Raw genomic sequence first — 21927 nt, 5'->3', positions numbered from 1 at the left:
CGGAAGCCGCCGGGCGGGGCGTCCCCGGAACGGGCGAAGGACCGGCCGGCCGCCGCCGCGGCCCCGCCGGTCCTCCGTACACCCGTGTGATCCGTGTAACCCGTGTGCGCCCGCGCGCCCACGGGCGGGGGCGCCTACGGCCGCGCCGTCGGCCCGTCGCCGTCGCCGCCCCGCTCTCCGCCGTCGGCCCGCTGCTCCCCGGCCCCGGCCCCGACCCCGTCGCCGTCCCGCTCCGGGGACGCGGCGTCGTACGCCGAGGTGCCCGCGTCGAGCAGCGGCTCCTGCCCCTTCAGATGGGCCGGGGCGAACGCCCGCAGCGCGTGGTAGCCGGTGATCACGACGATGGTGCCGAGGGCGATACCGCCGAGTTCGAAGCTGTCGGTGATCTTCAGGCTGACGCCGCCGACGCCGATGATGATGCCGGCGGCCGCGGGCACCAGGTTGAGCGGGTTGCGCAGGTCCACCCCGGCGTTGATCCAGATCTGCGCCCCGAGGAGGCCGATCATGCCGTACAGGATGACGGTGATCCCGCCGAGGACGCCGCCGGGGATGGCGGCGACAACCGCGCCGAACTTCGGGCAGAGGCCGAAGAGCAGCGCGAAGCCGGCCGCCGCCCAGTAGGCGGCGGTCGAGTAGACCCGGGTCGCGGCCATGACGCCGATGTTCTCGGAGTACGTGGTGTTGGGCGGGCCGCCGACTGCGGTGGACAGCATCGACGCGGCGCCGTCGGCGGCGATGGCGGTGCCGAGCTGGTCGTCCAGCGGGTCACCCGTCATCTCGCCGACGGCCTTGACGTGCCCGGCGTTCTCCGCGACGAGCGCGATGACCACGGGCAGGGCGACCAGGATCGCCGACCACTCGAAGCTCGGCGCGTGGAAGGAGGGCAGGCCGATCCAGTCGGCCCGGCCGACCGCGGAGAGGTCCAGGCGCCAGTGGTCGACCGCCTCGCCGCCGCCGACGGGGGAGTGGATGCGGCCGAGGGCCAGGTCGAACACCCACGACAGGACGTACCCGAAGACCAGGCCCAGGAAGATCGCCACCCGCGACCAGAAGCCGCGCAGGCACACCACCGCGAGGCCGGTGAAGAGCATCACCAGCAGCGCCGTCCACTGGTCCTGCGGCCAGTAGGTGGCGGCGGTCACCGGCGCCAGGTTGAAGCCGATCAGCATCACCACGGCGCCCGTCACGATCGGCGGCATCGTCGCGTGGATGACCCGCGCGCCGAACCGCCGCACCGCCACGCCCGCGAGGAACAGCGCGAGTCCGACGACCAGGATGGCGCCGGTGACGGTGGAGCTGTCGCCGCCGGAGGCGCGGATCGCGGCGGCCACCCCCACGAACGACAGGGAGCAGCCGAGGTAGCTGGGCACCCGGCCGCGCGTCGCGAGGAGGAAGATCATCGTCGCGACGCCGGACATCATGATCGCGAGGTTGGGGTCGAGGCCCATGAGGACGGGCGCCACGAACGACGCGCCGAACATGGCGACCACGTGCTGGGCGCCGAGCCCCGCGGTCCGCGGCCAGGACAGCCGCTCGTCCGGACGCACCACGGCGCCGGGAGCGGGTGTCCGCCCGTCGCCGTGCAGGGTCCAGCGCACGCCGAGGTTCATGGGTGGGTCGCTCCCGTTCTCCGGGGCTCGCCCGGTGGGTGGACGGCGCCGCGTGACGCGCGGCGGCCGGAGGTGAACGGACGCCATGGTAATGCGACGCGTGTGCGGTCCCGGCCGCCCGCCGGACCGGCGGCAGCGGCGCTGGCGGTGTGGCGCCGGTGGTGGTGCTCAGGCGCCGCGGTCGCCGCTGCCCGCCGTGCGGCTCGCGGCGGTGCCGCCCACCCCGCCGCCCCGCCGGCCGCGCGGGCCGAGCACGCTCGCGCCGAGCACCAGGCCGAAGGTCAGGAGGGTCACGAGCCCGAACGACACCGTCAGCGACGTGACGTCCGCCAGCCCGCCGATCGCCGAGGGGGCGATCAGCCCGGAGGTGTACGTGATGGTGGCGACGCCGGCGATGGCCTGGCTCGGGTTCGGGCCGCTGCGCCCGGCCGCGGCGAACGCCAGCGGTACGACGACCGCGACGCCCAGCCCCATCAGCGCGAACCCGCCCATCGCGGCCGCCGGATGGGGCGCCGCGACGACCAGGACGCCGCCCGCCGTGGCCGCGACGCCTCCGGTCCGCACCGTGCGCACGGCGCCGAAGCGGTCCACGACGCGGTCGCCCACCAGCCGCGCCACCGCCATGGTGAGGGTGAACGCCGTCGTGGAGGCCGCCGCGGTGCCGGCCGACGCGCCGAGCGCGTCCTCCAGGTACACCGCCGACCAGTCCAGGCTCGCGCCCTCCGCGAAGACCCCGCAGAAGCCGATCGCGCCGATCACCAGCGCCGAGCGCGGCGGAAGCGCGAACCGCGGCGGCGCCGCCTCGCCCGGCGAACTGCGCAGGTCCAGCACGCCCCGGCAGAAGACCAGGCCAAGCACGGTCAGCACCGCCGCGGCCAGGAGGTGGTGCACCCGGGCGTCGGCGCCCAGGTGCGCGGCGACCGTACCGGCGGCGGAACCGACAAGCGCGCCCACGCTCCACATCCCGTGCAGGCTGGACATGACGGACCGGCCGAGCCGGTTCTCCACCTCCACGCCCAGCGCGTTCATCGCCACGTCGGACATGCCGGCGGTCGCGCCGTAGACGAACAGCGTGGCGCACAGGCCGAGGAGGTTCGGCGCCAGCGACGGCAGGACCAGCGACAGCGTCCACATCGCGAGGAGCCCGCGCAGCGCGGTGCGCGCCCCGAACCGGTGGCTGACGGCGCCCGCCAGCGGCATCGCCAGGGACGCGCCGAGGGCGGGGAAGGCCAGGGCCAGGCCCAGCTGCCCCGGGCTGACCCCCGCGTGCTCCTGGATCCACGGGATGCGGGTCGCGAAGCTGCCGGTGACCGCTCCGTGCACGCAGAACACGGCGGCGACGGCGTACCGCGCCCGTTTGACCTTCTCCACGCCGTACGGCACGGACCCTCCCCGGTTCCTCTGTTCATGTGGTTTCGATGTGTGCGTCTGTGGTTTCCGACGGTGTTCCGGCGCACGCCGGTGCCGCGCCGCGTAAATTATCAGGAACCCTGCCTGAAAGTAAGGTCTGAAAGGATCCCGGCATGCCCACCGCCCCCGCGTCCCCCAGCACCGCCCGGGCCATCAACGACCGGCTCGCCCTGCGCCTGCTCCAGGACGAGGGGCCCCTGACGGCCGCCGAGCTGAAGAGGCTGACCGGGCTGTCCCGGCCCACCGTCGCCGACCTCGTCGAACGGCTCCAGGGCGCCGGCCTCGTGCGGGTCGTCGGGGAGTCCGGCGCCGAGCGGCGCGGGCCCAACGCCCGGGTCTACGGGCTCGTCGCCGACCGCGCCCACCTCGCCGCCCTCGACGTACGCCTGCGCGGTGTCACCGTCACCGTCACCGACCTGCTGGGCGAGCCGCTCGCCGAGGCCGCGGCGCCCATCGGCGACGACACGGAGACGGGGTCGGCCGTGGAGCGGGCCGCCGCCCTGCTGGAGCGCACCGTCCGGGAGGCGGGCGCGACCCGGCTGCACACCGTCGGCATCGGGGCCCCGGGTCTCGTCGACCCGGCCACCGGCGCCCTGCGCGACTCGGCGGGCCTGCCCGCGTGGCACCGCCGCCTGGTCACCGCCCTGCGGGAGCGGCTGTCGGCGACCGTGCTCGTGGAGAACGAGACGAACCTCGCCGCCACCGCCGAGCTGCGCGAGGGGGCCGCCCGCGACCGCGACACGTTCGTCCTGCTGTGGCTCGGCCACGGCGTCGGCGCCGCCGTCGTCCTGGACGGCGCCCTGCGGCGCGGCGCGTCGGGCGGCGCCGGCGAGATCGGCTTCCTCCCGGTACCCGGCACCGCCGCGCTCCCGTCGGCGACCGACTGCGCCGGGGGCTTCCACGCCCTCGCCGGCTCGGCGGCGGTGCGGGAACTGGCGCGGGCGTACGGGATCGAGCCCACCCGCCCCGAGGGCGAGGGCGAACCGGAGGGAGCCTCGGCCGTCCGGGCGGCACGGGAGCGGCCGGGCGACCGCGACGGCACCCGCCCCGCGAACGGCCCGGCGGGCGGCGTCCGGGCGGACGGCTCGGTGGACGGCTCGGTGGACGGGTCGGCGGTGGGCGCCACGGGAGACCGTCCCCGGCGGGACGGCCCGGCGGACGGCGGAGCGGCAGTCGGCGGCCCTGCGGGCCGCCCTCGGGCGGACGCGGCCGGGGCCTTCCTCGATGCCCTCGCCGAGCGCGTCGCCCTGGGCGCCGCCGCCGTCACCGCCGTGCTCGACCCGGGGTGCGTCGTCCTCGGCGGCGAGCTCGGACACGCGGGCGGCGCCGCGCTCGCCGAGCGCGTGGAGGCCCGCCTCGCGACCCTCTCGCCGCTGCGCACCGAGGTCAGGGCCAGCACCCTGGGAGGCGCGGCGGTGCTGCGCGGCGCGCTCCTCACCGCCAGGGACGCCGCCCAGGACGACCTCTTCGGCGGCCCGGTCCACACGTCCTAGCAGCCCGTCGCCGGCCGGGGGAGCGCCCCGGCGGCCGGCGGCAACAGCCGCGCCGGCCGGCGCGCGGCGAGGGCCGGCCGCCACTGCCCGGCCACGTCGGCACGGCCGTCACGACCGCACCGCGCGCCGCGAACGACGCGACGGCGAACCACGCGGCCGTTGCGCGACGCGACGGCGAACCACGCGGCCGTTGCGCGACGCGACGGCGGACCACGCGGCAGCGAACGACGCGAACGACGCGACCCCGACGAACGCCGTCCCCCGCCCTGGCCGCCGGCGCGGGAGCGCCGTCGGCCTCCGCGCCTGCCGGTCCCGGCCCGGCCCGGCGGGTGAGGAGCCGCGCGGGAACGCAAAGGAGACCCGGCGGCGGGCAAGGGCCTTTCTCACCGCCGCCGGGTCTCCGTCCTGTCGCCGGGGCGCCCTCGTCGGGCGCCCCGGCGCGGGCGCCCGAGGTCAGGCGGCGCCCTGGTCACGCGTGGGCGTCAGCAGGTACCCAGGTCCTGCCAGACCCCCCACTGGCCGGTGGTGCCGGGCTCCTCGCCCTGCGTCCACCACTTCGCCTTCCACGTGTGGCTCTTGTGGGAGACGGTCGTGCCGCTGCCGTAGGAGGACGTGGCGTTCCACGCGGGGGCCGTGCACGCGCCCGGGGTGGGCGGCGGGTCGCTCGGCCCCGGCGTCGGACCCGTGCCGGGCTCGACGACGGTGGTGCCGCGCGCCAGGTCGCCGGCGAGCGCGTACGTCGTGCCCGCGATGTTCACCGTCCAGTTCGACGGGGTCGACACCGGCAGGTAGTAGTTGAAGGACAGCTCCACCGAGGCGCCCGGCGCCAGGGTCTGCCAGGCCGGCAGCTTCAGCGAGGCGCGGTGGAAGTCGCCCTTCAACCCGCCCACGTTGTTCCCGGTGTGGTCGCTGCTGATGACCTTGGTGCCGAAGCCGGACTGGTCGGAGGCGTTGCCCGGGGCGGAGGTGGCGTAGTCGAACTGGAACTCCGTGCCGCCCGGCAGCGTCGTCTTGGTGTTGTTGGTGATCTTCACCTTGGGCGTGATCGGGTAGTTGGAGTCGCCGAGCTTGAACTCGCCGAACTGCACGCCGATGTCCACGGCCTTGGTGGGCAGGGCCTTGTTCGAGACCTTCGCGCCGTACGGGGCGGCCGCCTTGAACTTCTCGTACATCAGCGTGGTCAGCGTCGAGCCCGGCTCGTACTGGCCCTTCGCCGCGTTCCAGGCGTAGTCGCCGGCCAGCTCCCAGACCATCGTGCCGCCGATGCCCTTGTCGACCACGTAGTCGGCCTTGCGGGCCACCGACTGCTCGTCCTCCGTCGACAGGAAGACCTTCTTCTCGGCGTTCCACAGCCACGGCGCGACGAGCGTCGAGTCGTACTTGCGGGCGTAGGTGCCGGTGAGCCGGGTGTCGGCGGGGAAGCCGTAGCTCTTCAGGTAGTCCCCGGTGACACCCTTCTCCAGGTTCTTGGCGTGCCACATCGGGTTGGAGCCCGCCGGGGACTCCTTGCCGTTGTCGTCCTTGTCGTGCCAGAGGTTGTCGATGCCTACCGCGCCGTCACCGCACTTGGTCAGGCCGGAGCCGGCCGGGCAGCTGGTCGCCGCCGCCCTGCCCCACAGGCCGTCGGTGCCGCCCTGCACGTTCTTGAAGCCGCGCGTGTAGTAGGGCAGACCGATGTTGATGCGGCCGGCGGGCATGGAGCCGCGGAAGTAGTGGTACGCCCAGTCGGTGTTGAGGTAGCCGATGCCGCCGTACTGCTGGCTGCCGTACACGTTGGCCGCGGCGAGCTCGGCGTCCTTGCCGTCGTCGAAGAGCGAGGCGTTGGGGCCGACGTACTCGTTCCAGGCGCCGTGCAGGTCGTACGACATGATGTTGACGTAGTCGAGGTACTTCTGCTGCTGGTACGTCTCCATGCCGCGCAGCAGGTAACCCGACGACGGGGCGGCGACGGTCAGCATGTAGTGGCGCCCGTCGGCGGCACCGGCGCGGTCGAGCTTCTCGCGCAGGGTCTTCATCAGCGCCGAGTAGCCCTGGACCAGGCCGGCGCGGCGGGGGTTCGCGATCGACCAGTCGAGCGGGTTGCCCGCGTCCTTCATGGTCGTCGCGTACTCGTAGTCGATGTCGACGCCGTTGAAGCCGTACTTCTTGATGAACGCGACCGCCGAGTCGGCGAAGGTGTTGATCCCGGCGTGGTTGACCGAGCCGTCGGCGTTGGTCGCCATCGAGTAGAAGCCGCCGGACGCGACGCGCTTGCCGCTGTCGTCGAAGTAGCCGCCGGTCTCCGCCCAGCCGCCGACCGAGATCAGCGTCTTCACCTGGGGGTGCTGCTTCTTGTACTTGTTGAGCAGGTTGAAGTGGCCCTTGTACGGCAGGCCCGGGTCCATCTCGGCGCCCGGGACGCCCGGCCAGGTCATGCCGGTGGCGGCGTTGTTCGGGGAGTCGCCCCCGACGGAGATCCTGTTGTCCCCGCCGACGTGGGCGAAGGCGTAGTTGATGTGGGTGATCTTGTCCCACGGGATGTTCGAGGCGAGGTACGCGGGGGTCCCGTCCTTGCCGGTGCGCCAGCCGGTGAAGTAGCCGATGACGCGGCGCTGGTGGTCGGCGCCCATCTTCTCGCGGCCCTGGTCGTCGTACACGGAGCAGTAGGGGACGTTCACGCCGGGGGTCTTGTACAGGCCGTCGGGGCGACAGGACTCGTTGTCGACGGCGGCGTGGGAGACGCCGCCCGAGAGCGAGCTGAGCAGCAGTCCGGCGACGGCGGCGCCGGATGCGAGCAGCGAGGCCCTCGCACGGGGGGATGACAGCACGGTCGGCTCCTCCTGGGGAGTCGGGCTTCACACAACGTGCGGCGTATGGCAGGGGATTGGTCGTGCCGGGCCCGGGTGTGCGCACACCGGTGGGCGCCTCTCCGCGGGGAGGTGACGCAGACATTAAGAGGACTAGACCAGAGCGTCAATAGGTCTGGACCAATTGATCCTTCCGGAGGTGGCGGCCGGTGACCGCGCGCCGAGTCGCCGGACGCTGTGAGTCACTCCACAGAGGATCACCCGTATGGCCGGTGCGCCGCCGTGGCACACTTGCCCTGTATCAGCAGCAGCGCACTCCGGGGTCGGTGTAATTCCGAACCGGCGGTTACAGTCCGCGACCCGGCCGCATCCAGTGGCCGGTTGACCAGGTGAAATTCCTGGACCGACGGTGAAAGTCCGGATGGGAGGCAGTGCGCGGCGGGCGACCCCACCAGGGGCGCGCCGGCCGTCTGCCGGTCGCCGGGCGTTCCCGGCCGTCGGTCGGCGCCGCGGCGTACCCGGACGGCGGTGTCGTACCCGCTCCTGTCGTCATCGACAGCCCCGGAGTCCGTGCCCGACGAGGCAGGAGGACCCGGTGGCCCCAGTAGCCGATGTGGACGCCATGCGCCGAGCCGTCGCGCTCGCCGCCCGCGGACTCGGCTCCACCAGCCCCAACCCGGCCGTCGGGTGCGTCATCGTCGACGCCTCCGGCCACGAGGTGGGCACCGGGTACCACGAGCGCGCCGGCGGCCCGCACGCCGAGGTGCACGCCCTGCGCCGGGCGGGCGTCCTCGCCCGCGGCGGCACCGCCTACGTCACCCTCGAACCCTGCAACCACACCGGCCGCACCGGCCCCTGCGCCCAGGCGCTGATCGAGGCCGGGATCGCCCGCGTCGTCTACGCCGTCGCCGACCCCGACCCGCGGGCCACCGGCGGCGCCGACACCCTCCGCGCGGCGGGCGTCCGGGTGGAGGGGGGCCTGCTCGCCGAAGAGGCCGAGGCAGGCAACGCCGCCTGGCTCACCTCCGTACGCCTCGGCCGCCCCCACGTCCGCTGGAAGTACGCCGCCACCCTCGACGGCCGCGTCGCCGCCGCCGACGGCACCAGCCGCTGGATCACCTCGCCGGAGTCCCGCGCCGACGTGCACCGCCTGCGCGCCGAGGCCGACGCCGTCGTCGTCGGCTCCGGCACCGCCCGCGCCGACGACCCGCACCTCGCCGTCCGCGGGGTCGACGGGGCCGTGCAGCCGCTGCGGGTCGTCGTCGACACGGAGGCGACCGCGGTAGGGCCGGGGGCCCGCGTCCTCGACGACGCCGCCCCCACCCTGGTGGCCGTGGCCGAGGACGCCGTCGCCGACCACCTCGCGGGGACCGACACCGTACGGCTGCCCAGGGCGGCCGACGGGCGGGGCCTCTCCGTACCCGCCGTCCTCGCCGCCCTGCACGAGCGCGGCGTCCGCTCCGTCCTCCTCGAAGGCGGCCCCACCCTCGCCGGGGCCTTCGCGGCCGAGGGCGCCGTCGACGAGGTCGTCGGCTACCTCGCCCCGGTCCTCCTGGGCGCCGGCCCCGCCGCGCTCGGCGACGCCGGGATCGCCACCATCGCCGACGCCCTGCGGCTGAGCGTCACCGACACCACGCGGATCGGCCCCGACCTGCGCGTCACCGCCCGCCCCCGCCCCACCACCAAGGAGACGTGAGTGTTCACCGGAATCGTCGAAGAACTGGGTGAGGTCACCGCCGTCGAGACCCTCGACGACGCCTCGCGCTTCCGCCTCCGCGGCCCCGTGGTCACCCGGGGCGCGAAGCACGGCGACTCGATCGCCGTCAACGGCGTGTGCCTCACCGTCGTCGAGCAGGAGGGCGACGAGTTCACCGCCGACGTGATGGCCGAGACCCTCAAGCGCTCCAGCCTCGGTGCCCTCACCGTCGGATCCCCCGTCAACCTGGAGCGGCCCATGGTCGCTGACGGCCGCTTCGGGGGCCACATCGTCCAGGGCCACGTCGACGGCACCGGCACCGTGGTCGAGCGCGTCCCCTCAGAGAACTGGGAGGTCGTCAAGGTCTCCCTCCCCGCCGGACTCGCCCGGTACGTCGTCGAGAAGGGCTCCATCACGGTCGACGGCGTCAGCCTCACCGTGGTCGAGGCGGGCGACGACCACTTCACCGTCAGCCTCATCCCCACCACGCTCGCCCTCACCACCCTCGGCACCAAGCAGCCGGGCGACCCGGTCAACCTGGAGGTCGACGTCATCGCCAAGTACGTCGAGCGCCTCCTCGGCACCCGGGGAGGCAGCCGGTGAGCGCCCTGGAATGGCTCAACAGCGAGGCGTTCACCGCCTTCGGGCAGCGCATCATCTGGTCCGACCTGCTCGGCAACACCATCGGCCTCGCGGCCCTCGCCCTCGGCTGGCGCCGCTCCCTGTGGACCTGGCCCGCCCAACTCCTCTCCGGCGTCGTCCTCGTCGCCGCCTACGCCTCCGCCCACCTCGCCGGCGGGGTCGGCAAGCAGCTCCTCGTCATCACCGTCGCCCTGTGGGGCTGGCGGCAGTGGCGGCTGGGCCGCGGCCAGGCCCAGGACGGCTCCATCGCCGTCCGGTTCGCCACCTGGCGGGAGCGCGGCCTCCTCGCGGCCGGGGCCGTCGCGGGCACCCTCGCCGTCGGCGGCCTGTTCACCCTCTACCCGTCGCTGTCGTGGAGCCCGTGGGCCGACGCGTACATCTTCGTCGGCACCCTCGTCGCGATGGTCGCCCAGGCCCGCGGCCTCGTCGAGTTCTGGTTCGCGTGGCTCCTCGTCGACATCGTCGGCGTCCCGCTCGCCTTCGGCAGCGGCCTCGCCTTCTCCGGCCTCGTCTACGTCGTCTACTTCGCCCTCGTCCTGTGGGGCATGCGCGACTGGTGGCTCCGCACGCGCACCCCGGCCAAGGCTCTGGAAGGAGCACCGGCATGACCACCGCACCCGAGCTGTCCCTGTGGGATCCCGCCGACCTCACCCTCGACCCCGTCGAGCAGGCCGTCCGAGACATCGCCGCCGGGCGCCCCGTCGTGGTCGTCGACGACGAGGACCGGGAGAACGAGGGCGACCTCGTCATCGCCGCCGAGAAGGTCACCCCCGAGATCGTCGCCTTCATGATGAGCGAGTGCCGCGGACTGATCTGCGCGCCCATGGAGGGCGAGGAGCTCGACCGCCTGCGGCTGCCGCAGATGGTCGCCGACAACACCGAGTCCATGGGGACCGCCTTCACCGTCTCCGTCGACGCGGCCCCCGCCCACGGCGTCACCACCGGCATCTCCGCCGCCGACCGCGCCACCACCCTGCGGCTCCTGGCGAGCGGCACCGCCGAACCGGCCGACTTCGTCCGGCCCGGTCACGTCTTCCCGCTGCGCGCCCGGCCCGGCGGCGTCCTCGCCCGCGACGGCCACACCGAGGCCGCCGTGGACCTCGCCCGGCTCGCCGGGCTCCGCCCCGCCGGCGCGATCGTCGAGATCGCCGGCGAGGACGGCACCATGCTGCGGCTGCCCGAACTCGTCCCGTTCGCCCGCAAGCACGGCCTGACGATCATCTCCATCGCGGACCTCGTCGCCCACCTGCGCGGCGCCGCCCGCCCGGCCACCCCCGCCCCGGCCCCGCGGCCGACCGTCCGCCGGGAGGCCGAAGTGCGGCTGCCCACCGCGCACGGCGACTTCACCGCGTACGGCTACCGCTCCACCGTCGACGGCGTCGAGCACGTCGCCCTCGTCCACGGCGACCTCGGGAACGGCGAGGACGTCCTCGTCCGCGTCCACTCCGAGTGCCTCACCGGCGACGTCTTCCACTCCCAGCGCTGCGACTGCGGCCCCCAGCTGCACGCCGCCATGGACCGGGTCACGGAGGCCGGCCGCGGCGTCGTCGTCTACCTGCGCGGCCACGAGGGCCGCGGCATCGGCCTGCTGTCCAAGCTCCGCGCGTACGAGCTGCAGGAGCGCGGCCGCGACACCCTCGACGCCAACCTGGAGCTCGGGCTGCCCGCCGACGCCCGCGACTACGCCGCCGGCGCCCAGATGCTCACCGACCTCGGAGTGCGCAGCGTCCGCGTCATGACCAACAACCCCGACAAGACCACCGCCCTCACCCGCCACGGCCTCACCGTGCTGGGCCGGGAGGCGATGCCCGTGCAGGCCGGCGAACACAACGTCCGGTACCTGCGCACCAAGCGGGACCGCATGGGCCACGACCTGCCCTGGCTCGACGCCGCGGCCGACGTGTCCCCCTGCGCGACCCAGTAGCACCGGCCCCGGCGCCGCCCCGTACGATCCCGCACCACCGGGCGGTCGCGGCCACCGGGCAGCACCACGCACACCGGGCCGGCACGACCGCCGAGCAGCACCGCGCACCACCAGGCGCACCACCGCCGGGCAAGCACGAGCACCAGGCGCACCACCGCCGGGCGAGCACGAGCACCAGGCACCATCCGTCAGAGCAAGCGACACGCACCAACCCGAGGAGAGACGTGAGCGGCAAGGGCGCACCCGAACTGACCGTGAAGAACTGCGGAGACCTCCGGGTCGCCGTCGTCGCGGCCCAGTGGCACGAGAAGATCATGGACGGCCTGGTCGGCGGCGCCCTGCGCGCCCTCCACGAGCTCGGCATCGACGAGCCGACCGTGCTGCGCGTCCCCGGCAGCTTCGAGCTGCCCGTCGTCGCCAAGGTCCTGGCCGGCCGCGGTTACGACGCGGTGGTCGCCCTCGGCGTCGTCATCCGCGGCGGCACGCCCCACTTCGACTACGTGTGCCAGGGCGTCACCCAGGGCCTCGTCCAGGTCTCCGTCGACACCGGCGTCCCCGTCGGCTTCGGCGTCCTCACCTGCGACACCGAGGAGCAGGCCCTGGACCGCGCCGGCCTGGAGGGTTCGAACGAGGACAAGGGCCACGAAGCGGTCACCGCGGCCGTGGCCACCGCGACCACGCTGCGTACCGTCAGCGAACCCTGGCGCTGAGTGCGGGCCCCGCACCCCGTACTCTAAGGACATCATGGCGAACAAAACCTTCGAACAGCTCTTCGTCGAGCTGGAGCTCAAGGCCAGGACCGGCGACCCCGCCACCTCCCGCACCGCCGAACTGGTGGACAAGGGGGTCCATGCCATCGGCAAGAAGGTCGTCGAGGAGGCCGCCGAAGTCTGGATGGCCGCCGAGTACGAGGGCAAGGAAGCCGCCGCCGAGGAGATCTCGCAGCTGCTGTACCACGTCCAGGTGATGATGGTCGCCCGCGGGATCTCGCTCGACGACGTCTACGCCCACCTCTGAGCCGCCCGGGCGCCCGGCGCCCGGGACTCGCACCCCAAGACCCCCCAGCACCCCCAGCACTCCGACGCAAAGGAAGCACGTCCCATGCTGCGCATCGCCGTCCCCAACAAGGGTTCACTGTCCGGGCCTGCGTCGGCGATGCTCCATGAGGCCGGCTACAAGCAGCGCAAGGAGTCCAAGGAGCTCGTGCTGGTCGACCCGGACAACGAGGTCGAGTTCTTCTACCTCCGCCCCCGGGACATCGCGATCTACGTCAGCTCGGGCAAGCTCGACATCGGCATCACCGGCCGCGACCTGCTGCTGGACTCCGGTGCCGACGCCGAGGAGATCCTCCAGCTCGGCTTCGCCCGCTCCACCTTCCGCTACGCCACCCGGCCCGGCACGGCGAGCGGTCCGGCCGAGTTCCAGGGCATGACGATCGCCACCTCCTACGAGGGCATCGTCGCCAAGCACCTCGCCGACCACGGCATCGACGCCTCCGTCGTCCACCTCGACGGCGCCGTCGAGACCGCCGTCCAGCTGGGCGTCGCGCAGGTCATCGCCGACGTCGTCGAGACCGGCACGTCCCTGCGCAACGCCGGACTGGAGGTCGTCGGCGAGCCCATCCTCACCTCCGAGGCGGTCGTCGTGCGCCGCACCGGCGCCCCCGGCGACGACCCGGGCGTGCAGCGGTTCCTCCGCCGCCTCCAGGGCGTCCTGGTCGCCCGCAGCTACGTGATGATGGACTACGACTGCCGCGCCGAGCACCTGGAGCAGGCCGTCGCCCTCACCCCGGGCCTGGAGTCCCCGACCATCTCGCCGCTGCACAACGAGGGCTGGGTCGCCGTCCGCGCGATGGTCCCCGCCAAGGACGCGCAGCGCATCATGGACGACCTGTACGCCCTCGGCGCGCGGGCCATCCTCACCACGGCGATCCACGCCTGCCGCCTCTGAGCCCGGAAGCCGAGCGCCCCCCATGAACGACGCGCCCAGCGAAGTCCCCGCCCTCCCCGCCCTCCCGGTCACCTTCCGTCCGAGTCGCACGCGCGCCGTGCTCCTCACGGTCGGCGCGGCCATGTTCGCCGTCCTGACGGCGGTCGCCCTGATACTGGAGCGGCTGCACCCGGGCGAGCGGATCAGCTTCGTCCTCACGGCGGCCCTGTTCTACGGGGTGCTCATCCTGATGAGCCGGCCGAAGGTGGTGGCCGACGAGGACGGCGTCACGGTCGTCAACCTGACCCGCAGCCGCCGCCTGTCGTGGCCGGAGATCCTCCGCGTCAACCTGCGCGTCGGCGACCCGTGGGTCTTCCTCGACCTGAGCGACGGCACCAGCCTGCCCGCCCTCGGCATCCAGCCCGGCATCGGCCGGGCCCAGGCCATCCGCGACGCGCGGGCGCTGCGCGCCCTCGTGGAGAGCCGCGGCACGGGCCCCGAGCAGCGCTGACGGGACCTCGTACGGCGTCCGCCACCCGGCCCCGCCCGCAGGTGGCCCGTCCTTCCCTCAGTACGCGGGGGGCGGCGGGTCCTGCGGGCCGTGGCCGGCCGGGCCGCGGCCCGAGAGCACTTCGCCGTACGCCTGCATCAGGTCCGGCAGCCGCAGGGTCGCCAGGTCCTCCCGCGTAGGCGTCGCCGCGTACCCGGACAGCCGCAGGTCCCGGTACGCGCACGACTTCTCGTACAGCGTCCGCAGGAACCGGCCGTTGCCCAGCTCGTCGATCCACCCCTGCTCCACCACGTGGCCGCTGATCGAGCGCAGCTCCTCCAGCGACTCCTCGTCCCAGAGGTCGCCGTTCCCGGCGGCCAGCACCCGGCCGATCTCCGTCAGTTCCAGCGGCCGGTAGGAGGGGAAGTCGACCCGCGTGGTGAAGCGGGACGACAGCCCCGGATTGGCTGCCAGCAGCCGGTCCATCCCCTCCGGGTAGCCGGCGAGGATCACCACCAGGTGGTCGCGGTTGTCCTCGGCCCGCTTCAGCAGGACCTGGAGCGCCTCGTCGCCGTAGGCGTCGCCCTTGCTGTAGCCGGTGTTCGACAGCGAGTACGCCTCGTCGACGAAGAGCACCCCGCCGAGCGCGGAGTCGATCAGCTCGTTGGCCTTCACCGCCGTCTGGCCGAGGAACTCGCCGACCAGGTCGGCCCGCTGCGCCTCCACGAGGTGGTCGCCGCCCAGCAGCCCGAGGGCGTAGAAGACCCGCCCGAGGATGCGCGCGACGGTGGTCTTCCCGGTGCCGGAGGGGCCCGAGAAGACAAAGTGACGTTTCGGCGGCTGCACCGGCAGCCCCTGCGCCGCACGCAGCCGCGCCATCTCCAGCTGCGCGGACAACGCCTTCACCTGGCGCTTCACCGGTTCCAGCCCCACCATCCGCTCCAGTTCGGCGAGGGCCTGCCCGAGCAGCGCCGGGTCCACGGGGCTCGCCGGGAACGGGGGAGCGGCCGGCCGGCCGGGCACGGCCCCCGCAGCCTTCTCCCGCGCCCCGCCGGGCGGCGCGGGCACGCTGGGCAGCGGGGACGGGGCGGCCGGTACGGGAGGCCCGCCGGGGACCGCGCCCGCAACGCCCTGCGGGGGGATCTCCGGACCGGCGCACTCCGGTCCGTCCAGCGCGGTGTCGAGCAGATCGGCGCCGAGCCCGCCGTCACCCCCGATGCCCGCGCCGGCGCCGGCCAGCGAGACGGCCGCGACGCCCGCGGACTCCTCCGGCGAGCCGTCGAACCCGTCGTACTCGGCGATGGCCGCCAGCCGCGCCGCGGTGTCCATGAACGCGGGGTCCACCCGGTGCACCGCCCGGTACAGCGGCAGGGCGGCGGCCGTACGGCCCGTGCCCTCGTGCGCCCGGGCCAGCCAGTAGCGCAGCTCCTTGCGCTGCGGCTGCTCGCTGCGGCACCGCATCAGCGCGGCCGACAGCAGCGGCTCGGCCTGCCCGAACATCTCCAGCCGCACCCGCGCCATGCCGCCGAAGAGGCCGGCCTCGATGCCGAGCAGGGGGTCGTCGACGAGCGGCTCGGTGTGCCGTACGAGCTGGTCCCAGTCCTTGACGAGGTACGCCCGGCAGGCGTGCAGGAACCGCACCTGCGGGTCGGTGTCCACGGGCGGCAGCCCGGCCAGCGCCCGGTCGAGCTCCGGGACGTGGCGGCCGTCCAGCCAGTGCGAGGCGTGCGCGAGCAGCAGGTCGCGGGGGCTCTCCAGGACCGGCTGCACCCACCAGCCCAGCCAGTACCAGGAGTTCAGCGTCCGCCGGTGCCGCCGGCGCTGCTCGCAGAACCGCTCGCGGTGGTGGTACATGCGCAGCAGGGCGGTCGTCGTGTCGACCCGCAGGGCGTGCAGCCCGAGCCAGGCGTCGGCCATGCCGGGATCGATCCGCACCGCGGCCCGGAACTCCTCCTCGGCCTGCGGGTACGCCCCCATGGTGTAGGCGTCGACGCCCCGCAGCCAGGCGAGCTCGGCCGGGGCCTGTGTGCCCTGCGTGCCGATGTCCATCGGGTCCCCCACAACACGTGTCCCCGGAGCCCTCCGGCCGGGCGGGCGCCCGTCGGAAGTCTTCCCAATCGCCTTCTCGTGGACGGGTTTTGACCGCACCGGAAGGCATCGTACCTGCGGGGACGCCGCGCGATTAAGGGCGCAACCAGCGCTCGGGGGGCGTTCGCGGGCGCACCGGGGCCGGTGACCCAGGGTGAGCGTGGGGCGGCCGATCGGCCTGCGGGGAGGGGGTGGGAGGCAGAACGAAGCCCCCGATCACGGGGGAACAACCGGGGGCTTCGCGTCTGCGGCGACTCCGAAAAGCCGCACATTGAGAACGTAAGACCAGTAAGCCCCGTCGGTCAAGCGAAGTTGAGGCACTCTGGGCGGCTGATTTCCGACAGCTCCGGAGCCCTCCGAAAGGTCATCACTCAGGGTGACGGATCGCTGCCTCATTGACGGTCGGAAGGCGCCTCGGCCGCCACTCGTATCCCCCTGTGCACTCGCGCACCAGGATGTCCGCGAAGGGCAGCGACGGGTCCTGGGTGAAATGGCGGGTCTCCGCCACTGTCCACCCGTCCCAGAAGGCGGACTGCTCCGGCCCGTCCCGGTGCCGCCCGCGCCGCCAGGACTCCTCGGGCGGCCGTTCCATCCACAGCAGCCGGGCGAGGTGGGGCCGCAGGGCCCGCCGCCCCGCGCCGACGCCCTCGACCAGGACGACGGGGGCGGGCGGCAGCCGCCGGGGCGACCCGAACCGGCGCGAGGTCCAGTCGTACGGGTGATACTCCGCCGCCTGACCGCGACTCAGCCGTTCGAGTACCTGCTCCCGCAGCCGGTCCGTCCACCCGAAGAGCTCGTCGTGCGTGGCGAGGTCGTCGAGGTGCAGGGCGGGTGCTCCGCCGAGGGCGGCGGCGAGGCGCGCGGCGAAGGTCGACTTGCCGGAGCCCGCGTGCCCGTCGACCGCGACCAGCCGCACCGGACCGCAGGACGGCGGCAGCGCGCGCAGCGCGTCGGCGAGCGGGGCGAGCGCGGCCGGGTCGCCGGGCTCACCCGGCGCGGGGACGGCTGGGGGCATGCCGCCACCCTACGACGCGGCACGGCGCCGGAGCCGGGCCGGGCCGCCGCGCGCGACCCGGCCCCGACCCGGCGGCGCCGCGCGGGGGAACCCCGCCCCGGGCGGAGCCGCCGCCCGGGATCGGGCCGGGTGGAGGGCCGCCGCCCGGGACTGGGCCGGGTGGAGGGCCGCCGGCCGGTGACGCGCGCGGGTTGCCTGGCCAGCGGGCCACCCGCCGGGGATAGTGGGCCCGCCGACCCGTTCCGCGACCGGTCCCGTGCCGACCGGGGCCGCCCGACAGGGGGAATGCCCGCATGTCCGACCCGACCTCGCGCAGGACCGTGCTCGCCGCCGCCCTCGCCACGGCCTCCGCCACCGTCGCGGCCACCGCCGCCTCCCCGGTCCACGCCGCGGCCCCGGCCGCCGCCCCGACGGCCCCGCCCCCGGCCGACCCCGCAGCCGACCCCGGAACCGATCCGGAGCCCGTCGCCGGCACGCTCCGCCACCCGCTCGTCGACAACCGGTTCTGGACCTCCCCGGCCGACTGGCACTCCGGTGCGGGCGAGGGCGTACGGGTCGCCGCGGGCCACCGTCCCGGCCTGGTGCTCGGTGTCCCCGCGGGCCGCCTGGAGCACACCGACCCGCACACCGGCACGACGGCCGGCTGGGAGTACGCCACCTGGACCTCGCCCCGGCACGCGCCGACCGTCCCGGCCACCGAGGTGGTGGCGTCCTGGAACGCCGACACCCCCGACGGCACCTGGATCGCGGTCGACCTCTCCTGCGGCCACTCGGACGGCACCGACAGCCCCTGGTACACCATGGCCCGCTGGGCGGCGGGGGACGGGGACGTCCGGCGCGCCTCGGTCGACGGGCAGGGCGACGGACGGACCGCCGTCTCCACCGACACCCTCGCGGTGCGCGACCCCGCGAGCGGCCTGCGGATCACCTCCTACCGGCTGCGGGTCACCCTGCACCGCGCCCCGGGCACCGACCGCACGCCGACCGTGTGGCGGCTCGGCGCGATGGCCTCCGACGTCCCCGCCCGCTCCACCGTCCCAGCCGCCCCGCACCGGGTCGTCCGCGAACTGTCCGTCCCGCGCTACTCGCAGACCGTCCACACCGGCCGGTACCCCGAGTACGACAACGGCGGCGAGGCGTGGTGCAGCCCGACCTCCTCCCAGATGGTCGTCGAGTACTGGGGCCGCCGCCCCACCGCGCGCCAGCTGGCCTGGGTGAACCCCGACTACGCCGACCCCCAGGTCTGCCACGCCGCCCGCCACACCTACGACAGCCAGTACCGGGGGTGCGGCAACTGGCCGTTCAACGCGGCCTACGCCGCCACCTACGAGGACCTCGAAGCCGTCGTGACGCGTCTGCACTCGCTCACCGACCTGGAGACGCTGATCGGGGCGGGCATCCCCGTGATCACCTCCCAGTCGTTCCTCGAGGGGGAGTTGACCGGGGCGGGGTACGGCACCACCGGCCACCTGATGGTCGTGGTGGGCTTCACCGCCGACGGCGACGTCGTCGCCAACGACCCCTCCGCCCCCACCAACCAGGCCGTCCGCCGCGTCTACCGCCGACGCGAGTGGGAGAACGTCTGGCTGCGCACCAGGCGGCAGGACGCCACCGGCAGGACCGTCACCGGCTCGGGCGGCGTCTGCTACCTGTACTGGCCCAGGGAGGCCACCGCCGCGCAGCGGCGCGCCCTCGCGGAGGTCGGCGTCCCGGCGTGAGCAACGTCTCTCCCCGCGGCGGCTTCGGCGCTGGCACATTGGAGTGTCGTAGGGGGACCACCTCAGCCAGACCGACTGACAGCGAGAAGCCATGACCGCGAACGCAGCCGCCGCGCCCTTCGTCCGTGCCCGCACCGGTGGCCCGAAGGACGACGGCCCCACGTGGCTCGAGCACGCCCTCGGGTGGGTCCTCGTGATCCTCGTCGCCATGCTGGTGACGAACGCGGGCCTCATCTGACCCTCCCGCGCCTCCCACGCCTCCCGCGCCCGCCCGGACCCTCGGGCGGGCAGTGAACGAGCGTTATCGAAGGGTGTCTTTCCGCTGGTGACGGGAGCCACCCGATCGGGCATACTCGACCCGCCACAGCCGCTGAACTGCCGATTCCGTGATCCGGACGGGCAGCATCGGCGAAGCAGTGAGACCCGGCGGCGCCGCCCGACCCATCGCGCGCGCCCGCCGCAGCGCCCGACAGGGAGGAGAGCGCCGCAATGCCCGACCGCGCCCCGCAGCCGGTGGACCGCCAGCTGCCCACGGAGGAGTCCAGGGATCTGATCGCCCTGGTGCGTGACATCGTCCAGGGGGAGATCGCCCCCCGGGCGGCCGAGGAAGAGGACGCCGGGCACTTCCCGCGCGAGGTCTTCTCCGTGCTCTCCGAGGCGGGCCTCCTCGGCCTGCCGTACGACTCCGGCCTCGGCGGCGGCGACCAGCCGTACGAGGTGTACCTCCAGGTCCTGGAGGAGCTCGCCGCCGCCCGGCTCACCGTCGGCCTCGGCGTCAGCGTCCATACCCTCGCCTGCCACGCCCTCGCCGGCTACGGCGCCAAGGAGCAGCAGACCGAGCACCTGCCCGCGATGCTGGGCGGCGGGCTGCTCGGCGGGTACTGCCTCTCCGAGCCCTCCTCCGGCTCCGACGCGGCCTCCCTGCGCACCCGGGCCGTCCGGGACGGCGACGACTGGGTCATCACCGGCACCAAGGCATGGATCACCCACGGCGGCGTCGCCGACTTCTACACGGTGATGGCCCGCACGGGCGCCGAGGGGCCGCGCGGCGTCACGGCGTTCCTCGTCCCCGGCGACGCCGAGGGGCTGACGGCCGCCGCGCCGGAGAAGAAGATGGGCATGAAGGGCTCGCCCACCGCCCAGATCCACTTCGACGGCGTGCGCGTCCCCGACGCGCACCGCATCGGTGACGAGGGCCAGGGGTTCACGATCGCCCTGTCGGCGCTCGACTCCGGGCGGCTGGGCATCGCGGCCTGCGCGGTCGGCGTCGCCCAGGCCGCCCTGGACGAGGCCGTGGCGTACGCGCGGGAGCGGCGGCAGTTCGGCCGGCCCATCGCGGACTTCCAGGGGCTGCGCTTCATGCTCGCCGACATGGCGACGCAGATCGAGGCCGGCCGCTCCCTCTACCTCGCCGCCGCCCGGCTGCGGGACGCGGGCCGGCCGTTCTCCCGGCAGGCGGCCATGGCGAAGCTCTTCTGCACGGACGCGGCGATGAAGGTCACCACCGACGCCGTGCAGGTGCTCGGCGGCTACGGCTACACCGCCGACTTCCCGGCCGAGCGCTACATGCGCGAGGCGAAGGTGCTGCAGATCGTCGAGGGCACCAACCAGATCCAGCGGGTGGTCATCGCCCGCCACCTCGCGGGACCCGAGAGCCGCTGAACTCCGCGGTGCCCGCCTCGCCGGGGCGCGCCCACACCGGCGCCGCCGTGAGCCTGGTCCACTCCTGGTCGCGGCGGCCCGGCAGCGTACGCCCGGAGCCGGCCCAGTGGCGCAGCAGCGCCCGGTAGATCGGCGGGTCCCCGGCCTGCGGGAGCGGTGCGTCGCAACCGGCCGCCGCGCCGGGCACCACCAGCCGGCCCTGGACGTAGCCGCTCGTCGAGTACGTCGTGTACAGCGAGGTCATATCAGGGCAACGCGTACCCGGGTGTCCGGTCACCCCCGGTGGCAATAGGCCGCCAGTTCGCGGCGTACCCGCGGCGCCCGGGGGCGCGCACCGGTACGGTGCCGCGACGCGGGGCGCCCCGGCCGCGCGGACGCGGGCCGGCGTGGGGGCCGAACGGTGCGGCGTCAGGCGGCCCGGCGCAGGCGCGGGACCGTGGTGCCGCGCATCCGCGGGACCTTGATCGGACGGGAGCCGGGCCCGCCGACGTGCGAGAACGGCTGCGTGCGCCAGTCGAGACCCTGGGGGAGCGTCAGCAGCAGCCCCATCTCCTGCTCGTGGGGCCCGGACGCCGCGTCCACGGGCCGCGCGTCGGCGGCGTCCCGCCCCGAGCCGTCGCACACCGACAGCACGAACGGGTTCCACGGCGTCGGGCACAGCGCGTGCTCGGGCAGGACCTCCTCGTCCGCCAGCAGCGCGATCGGCTGCGCGCAGTCCGGGCAGACGACCCGGAACATCTCGAACGTGTCGTACGCGTCGAGCTCTTCGGCCTCTGCCGAATCAACAGGCTCCTGCATGGAGAATCTCCCCCTCAGGCGGGCCGACCAGGCATGCGGCCCCGACCACAGCAAGCAATTCCCTCCCACGCGCGCGGGTAACCGTCCGGTCTCGAACGACCGTGACCATGGACGTGTGGCTTTGGTCACATGCCGCTCGCAGGTGCCCGTACGGTGTGCCGCCGACTGGGCCGGAGGGCTCCCGGGGCAATAGGTTGACCGCATGGAGGAGCTGGATCGTCAGATCGTCGAGTTGCTCGTCAAGGACGGGCGCATGAGCTACACCGACCTGGGCAAGGCCACGGGCCTGTCCACGTCGGCGGTGCATCAGCGCGTCCGCCGCCTCGAACACCGCGGCGTGATCCGCGGGTACGCGGCCGTCGTCGACCCGGAGGCGGTGGGGCTGCCGCTGACCGCGTTCATCTCGGTGAAACCCTTCGACCCCAGCGCCCCCGACGACATCGCGGAGCGGCTCGCCGACATCCCCGAGATCGAGGCGTGCCACAGCGTGGCGGGCGACGAGAACTACATCCTGAAGGTCCGTGTGGCGACCCCGCTCGAACTGGAGCACCTGCTCACCCGCATCCGCTCGCAGTCGGGCGTCTCCACCCGCACGACCGTGGTCCTCTCCACCCCCTACGAGGCCCGCCCGCCCCGCGTCTGACCCGCCCCGGCCCCCGGCCGGGG

Annotated in this window: 20 protein-coding genes and 1 riboswitch; of the genes, 13 read left to right on the top strand and 7 right to left on the bottom strand. The window is 74.3% G+C overall.

All coding sequences use genetic code 11. The features are described 5' to 3' along the window. Positions 1-134 precede the first annotated feature (134 nt). A complete protein-coding gene (locus LPA54_RS08245) occupies positions 135-1610 on the bottom strand; it encodes a uracil-xanthine permease family protein (protein WP_228975311.1) in 1476 nt (491 codons plus the stop codon). A gap of 168 nt (positions 1611-1778) precedes the next feature. Then, complete coding sequence (locus tag LPA54_RS08240; RefSeq protein WP_228975309.1) at positions 1779-2993, bottom strand: MFS transporter; 1215 nt, start codon at positions 2991-2993, stop codon at positions 1779-1781. 140 nt (positions 2994-3133) lie between these two features. Here LPA54_RS08240 and LPA54_RS08235 point away from each other — a divergent pair, with 140 nt between their 5' ends. Next, a complete protein-coding gene (locus LPA54_RS08235; protein WP_228975308.1) occupies positions 3134-4513 on the top strand; it encodes an ROK family transcriptional regulator in 1380 nt (459 codons plus the stop codon). Between the two features lie 482 nt (positions 4514-4995). Here the strand turns inward: LPA54_RS08235 and LPA54_RS08230 are convergent, their stop codons facing one another. Next, entirely contained in the window at positions 4996-7317 is a 2322-nt protein-coding gene (locus LPA54_RS08230) for a chitinase C-terminal domain-containing protein (RefSeq protein ID WP_228975602.1), read from the bottom strand. Between the two features lie 290 nt (positions 7318-7607). After that, a riboswitch (FMN riboswitch) is annotated at positions 7608-7738 on the top strand. 156 nt (positions 7739-7894) lie between these two features. Here LPA54_RS08230 and ribD point away from each other — a divergent pair. The 8 genes from ribD (at position 7895) to LPA54_RS08190 (ending at position 14001) form a co-directional block, all read left to right on the top strand. Next, on the top strand, positions 7895-8995 hold the full coding sequence (gene ribD, locus LPA54_RS08225) for a bifunctional diaminohydroxyphosphoribosylaminopyrimidine deaminase/5-amino-6-(5-phosphoribosylamino)uracil reductase RibD (protein WP_228975306.1): 1101 nt from the start codon (positions 7895-7897) through the stop codon (positions 8993-8995). Beyond that, entirely contained in the window at positions 8996-9598 is a 603-nt protein-coding gene (locus LPA54_RS08220; protein ID WP_228975305.1) for a riboflavin synthase, read from the top strand. It begins immediately after the preceding gene. Then, positions 9595-10245 (top strand): nicotinamide mononucleotide transporter family protein, encoded by a 651-nt coding sequence (locus tag LPA54_RS08215; RefSeq protein ID WP_228975303.1) that lies wholly within the window; start codon positions 9595-9597, stop codon positions 10243-10245. Before LPA54_RS08220 ends, LPA54_RS08215 begins: the two co-directional genes overlap by 4 nt. Next, positions 10242-11561, top strand: coding sequence for a bifunctional 3,4-dihydroxy-2-butanone-4-phosphate synthase/GTP cyclohydrolase II (locus tag LPA54_RS08210; RefSeq protein ID WP_228975301.1), 1320 nt, complete (start codon positions 10242-10244; stop codon positions 11559-11561). Before LPA54_RS08215 ends, LPA54_RS08210 begins: the two co-directional genes overlap by 4 nt. A 224-nt stretch (positions 11562-11785) precedes the next feature. Continuing rightward, complete coding sequence (gene ribH / locus LPA54_RS08205) at positions 11786-12271, top strand: 6,7-dimethyl-8-ribityllumazine synthase (RefSeq protein ID WP_228975299.1); 486 nt, start codon at positions 11786-11788, stop codon at positions 12269-12271. Positions 12272-12305: 34 nt separating this feature from the next. Next, positions 12306-12578, top strand: a complete 273-nt coding sequence (locus LPA54_RS08200; RefSeq protein ID WP_228975297.1) for a phosphoribosyl-ATP diphosphatase — start codon at positions 12306-12308, stop codon at positions 12576-12578. 84 nt (positions 12579-12662) lie between these two features. Beyond that, entirely contained in the window at positions 12663-13511 is an 849-nt protein-coding gene (gene hisG, locus LPA54_RS08195) for an ATP phosphoribosyltransferase (RefSeq protein WP_228975296.1), read from the top strand. A 22-nt stretch (positions 13512-13533) separates the two neighbouring features. Next, the gene (locus LPA54_RS08190; protein ID WP_228975293.1) at positions 13534-14001 is read left to right on the top strand and encodes a PH domain-containing protein; all 468 of its coding nucleotides are present in this window, start codon (positions 13534-13536) and stop codon (positions 13999-14001) included. 57 nt (positions 14002-14058) lie between these two features. On the opposite strand, the gene LPA54_RS08185 is transcribed toward LPA54_RS08190, so the two are convergent. After that, positions 14059-16029 carry an AAA family ATPase gene (locus tag LPA54_RS08185; RefSeq protein WP_228975291.1) on the bottom strand — a complete coding sequence of 657 codons (1971 nt, stop codon included), beginning with the start codon at positions 16027-16029 and terminating at the stop codon, positions 14059-14061. A gap of 406 nt (positions 16030-16435) precedes the next feature. Beyond that, positions 16436-17083: a uridine kinase gene (locus LPA54_RS08180; RefSeq protein WP_228975290.1), complete on the bottom strand. Its 648-nt coding sequence runs from the start codon at positions 17081-17083 to the stop codon at positions 16436-16438. A gap of 293 nt (positions 17084-17376) precedes the next feature. On the opposite strand from LPA54_RS08180, the gene LPA54_RS08175 reads away from it, so the two are divergent. The 3 genes from LPA54_RS08175 to LPA54_RS08165 all read left to right on the top strand — a co-directional run bounded on the left by LPA54_RS08175 (position 17377) and on the right by LPA54_RS08165 (position 20463). Beyond that, a complete protein-coding gene (locus LPA54_RS08175; protein ID WP_228975288.1) occupies positions 17377-18801 on the top strand; it encodes a peptidase C39 family protein in 1425 nt (474 codons plus the stop codon). A 91-nt stretch (positions 18802-18892) separates the two neighbouring features. After that, positions 18893-19039, top strand: coding sequence for an SCO1431 family membrane protein (locus LPA54_RS08170; protein ID WP_228975286.1), 147 nt, complete (start codon positions 18893-18895; stop codon positions 19037-19039). 251 nt (positions 19040-19290) lie between these two features. After that, positions 19291-20463: an acyl-CoA dehydrogenase family protein gene (locus LPA54_RS08165; RefSeq protein ID WP_228975284.1), complete on the top strand. Its 1173-nt coding sequence runs from the start codon at positions 19291-19293 to the stop codon at positions 20461-20463. Here the strand turns inward: LPA54_RS08165 and LPA54_RS08160 are convergent. Both LPA54_RS08160 and LPA54_RS08155 read right to left on the bottom strand, forming a co-directional pair. Continuing rightward, on the bottom strand, positions 20426-20707 hold the full coding sequence (locus LPA54_RS08160; RefSeq protein ID WP_306806482.1) for a hypothetical protein: 282 nt from the start codon (positions 20705-20707) through the stop codon (positions 20426-20428). The two genes, LPA54_RS08165 and LPA54_RS08160, sit on opposite strands and share 38 nt — an antisense overlap. Before the next feature lie 164 nt (positions 20708-20871). After that, positions 20872-21261 (bottom strand): hypothetical protein, encoded by a 390-nt coding sequence (locus LPA54_RS08155; protein WP_228975282.1) that lies wholly within the window; start codon positions 21259-21261, stop codon positions 20872-20874. A 202-nt stretch (positions 21262-21463) separates the two neighbouring features. Between LPA54_RS08155 and LPA54_RS08150 the strand changes: the two genes are divergently transcribed. Continuing rightward, on the top strand, positions 21464-21904 hold the full coding sequence (locus tag LPA54_RS08150) for an Lrp/AsnC family transcriptional regulator (protein WP_058941044.1): 441 nt from the start codon (positions 21464-21466) through the stop codon (positions 21902-21904). Positions 21905-21927 lie beyond the last annotated feature (23 nt).

The organism is Streptomyces sp. DH12, assembly GCF_020873895.1.
In the GTDB taxonomy this organism is placed as follows: Bacteria; Actinomycetota; Actinomycetes; order Streptomycetales; family Streptomycetaceae; genus Streptomyces.
The sequence above is the reverse complement of the archived record's forward strand: the minus strand, read 5'-3'. Positions and strand labels throughout refer to the sequence as shown.

Excerpts from the sequence above, each read along its gene's own strand:
- LPA54_RS08245 (WP_228975311.1), bottom strand. The coding sequence starts at position 1,610 with ATGAACCTCGGCGTGCGCTGGACCCTGCACGGCGACGGGCGGACACCC.
- LPA54_RS08235 (WP_228975308.1), top strand. The coding sequence starts at position 3,134 with ATGCCCACCGCCCCCGCGTCCCCCAGCACCGCCCGGGCCATCAACGAC.
- LPA54_RS08210 (WP_228975301.1), top strand. The coding sequence starts at position 10,242 with ATGACCACCGCACCCGAGCTGTCCCTGTGGGATCCCGCCGACCTCACC.
- LPA54_RS08200 (WP_228975297.1), top strand. The coding sequence starts at position 12,306 with ATGGCGAACAAAACCTTCGAACAGCTCTTCGTCGAGCTGGAGCTCAAG.
- hisG (WP_228975296.1), top strand. The coding sequence starts at position 12,663 with ATGCTGCGCATCGCCGTCCCCAACAAGGGTTCACTGTCCGGGCCTGCG.
- LPA54_RS08190 (WP_228975293.1), top strand. The coding sequence starts at position 13,534 with ATGAACGACGCGCCCAGCGAAGTCCCCGCCCTCCCCGCCCTCCCGGTC.
- LPA54_RS08185 (WP_228975291.1), bottom strand. The coding sequence starts at position 16,029 with ATGGACATCGGCACGCAGGGCACACAGGCCCCGGCCGAGCTCGCCTGG.
- LPA54_RS08180 (WP_228975290.1), bottom strand. The coding sequence starts at position 17,083 with ATGCCCCCAGCCGTCCCCGCGCCGGGTGAGCCCGGCGACCCGGCCGCG.
- LPA54_RS08175 (WP_228975288.1), top strand. The coding sequence starts at position 17,377 with ATGTCCGACCCGACCTCGCGCAGGACCGTGCTCGCCGCCGCCCTCGCC.
- LPA54_RS08170 (WP_228975286.1), top strand. The coding sequence starts at position 18,893 with ATGACCGCGAACGCAGCCGCCGCGCCCTTCGTCCGTGCCCGCACCGGT.
- LPA54_RS08165 (WP_228975284.1), top strand. The coding sequence starts at position 19,291 with ATGCCCGACCGCGCCCCGCAGCCGGTGGACCGCCAGCTGCCCACGGAG.
- LPA54_RS08160 (WP_306806482.1), bottom strand. The coding sequence starts at position 20,707 with ATGACCTCGCTGTACACGACGTACTCGACGAGCGGCTACGTCCAGGGC.
- LPA54_RS08155 (WP_228975282.1), bottom strand. The coding sequence starts at position 21,261 with ATGCAGGAGCCTGTTGATTCGGCAGAGGCCGAAGAGCTCGACGCGTAC.
- LPA54_RS08150 (WP_058941044.1), top strand. The coding sequence starts at position 21,464 with ATGGAGGAGCTGGATCGTCAGATCGTCGAGTTGCTCGTCAAGGACGGG.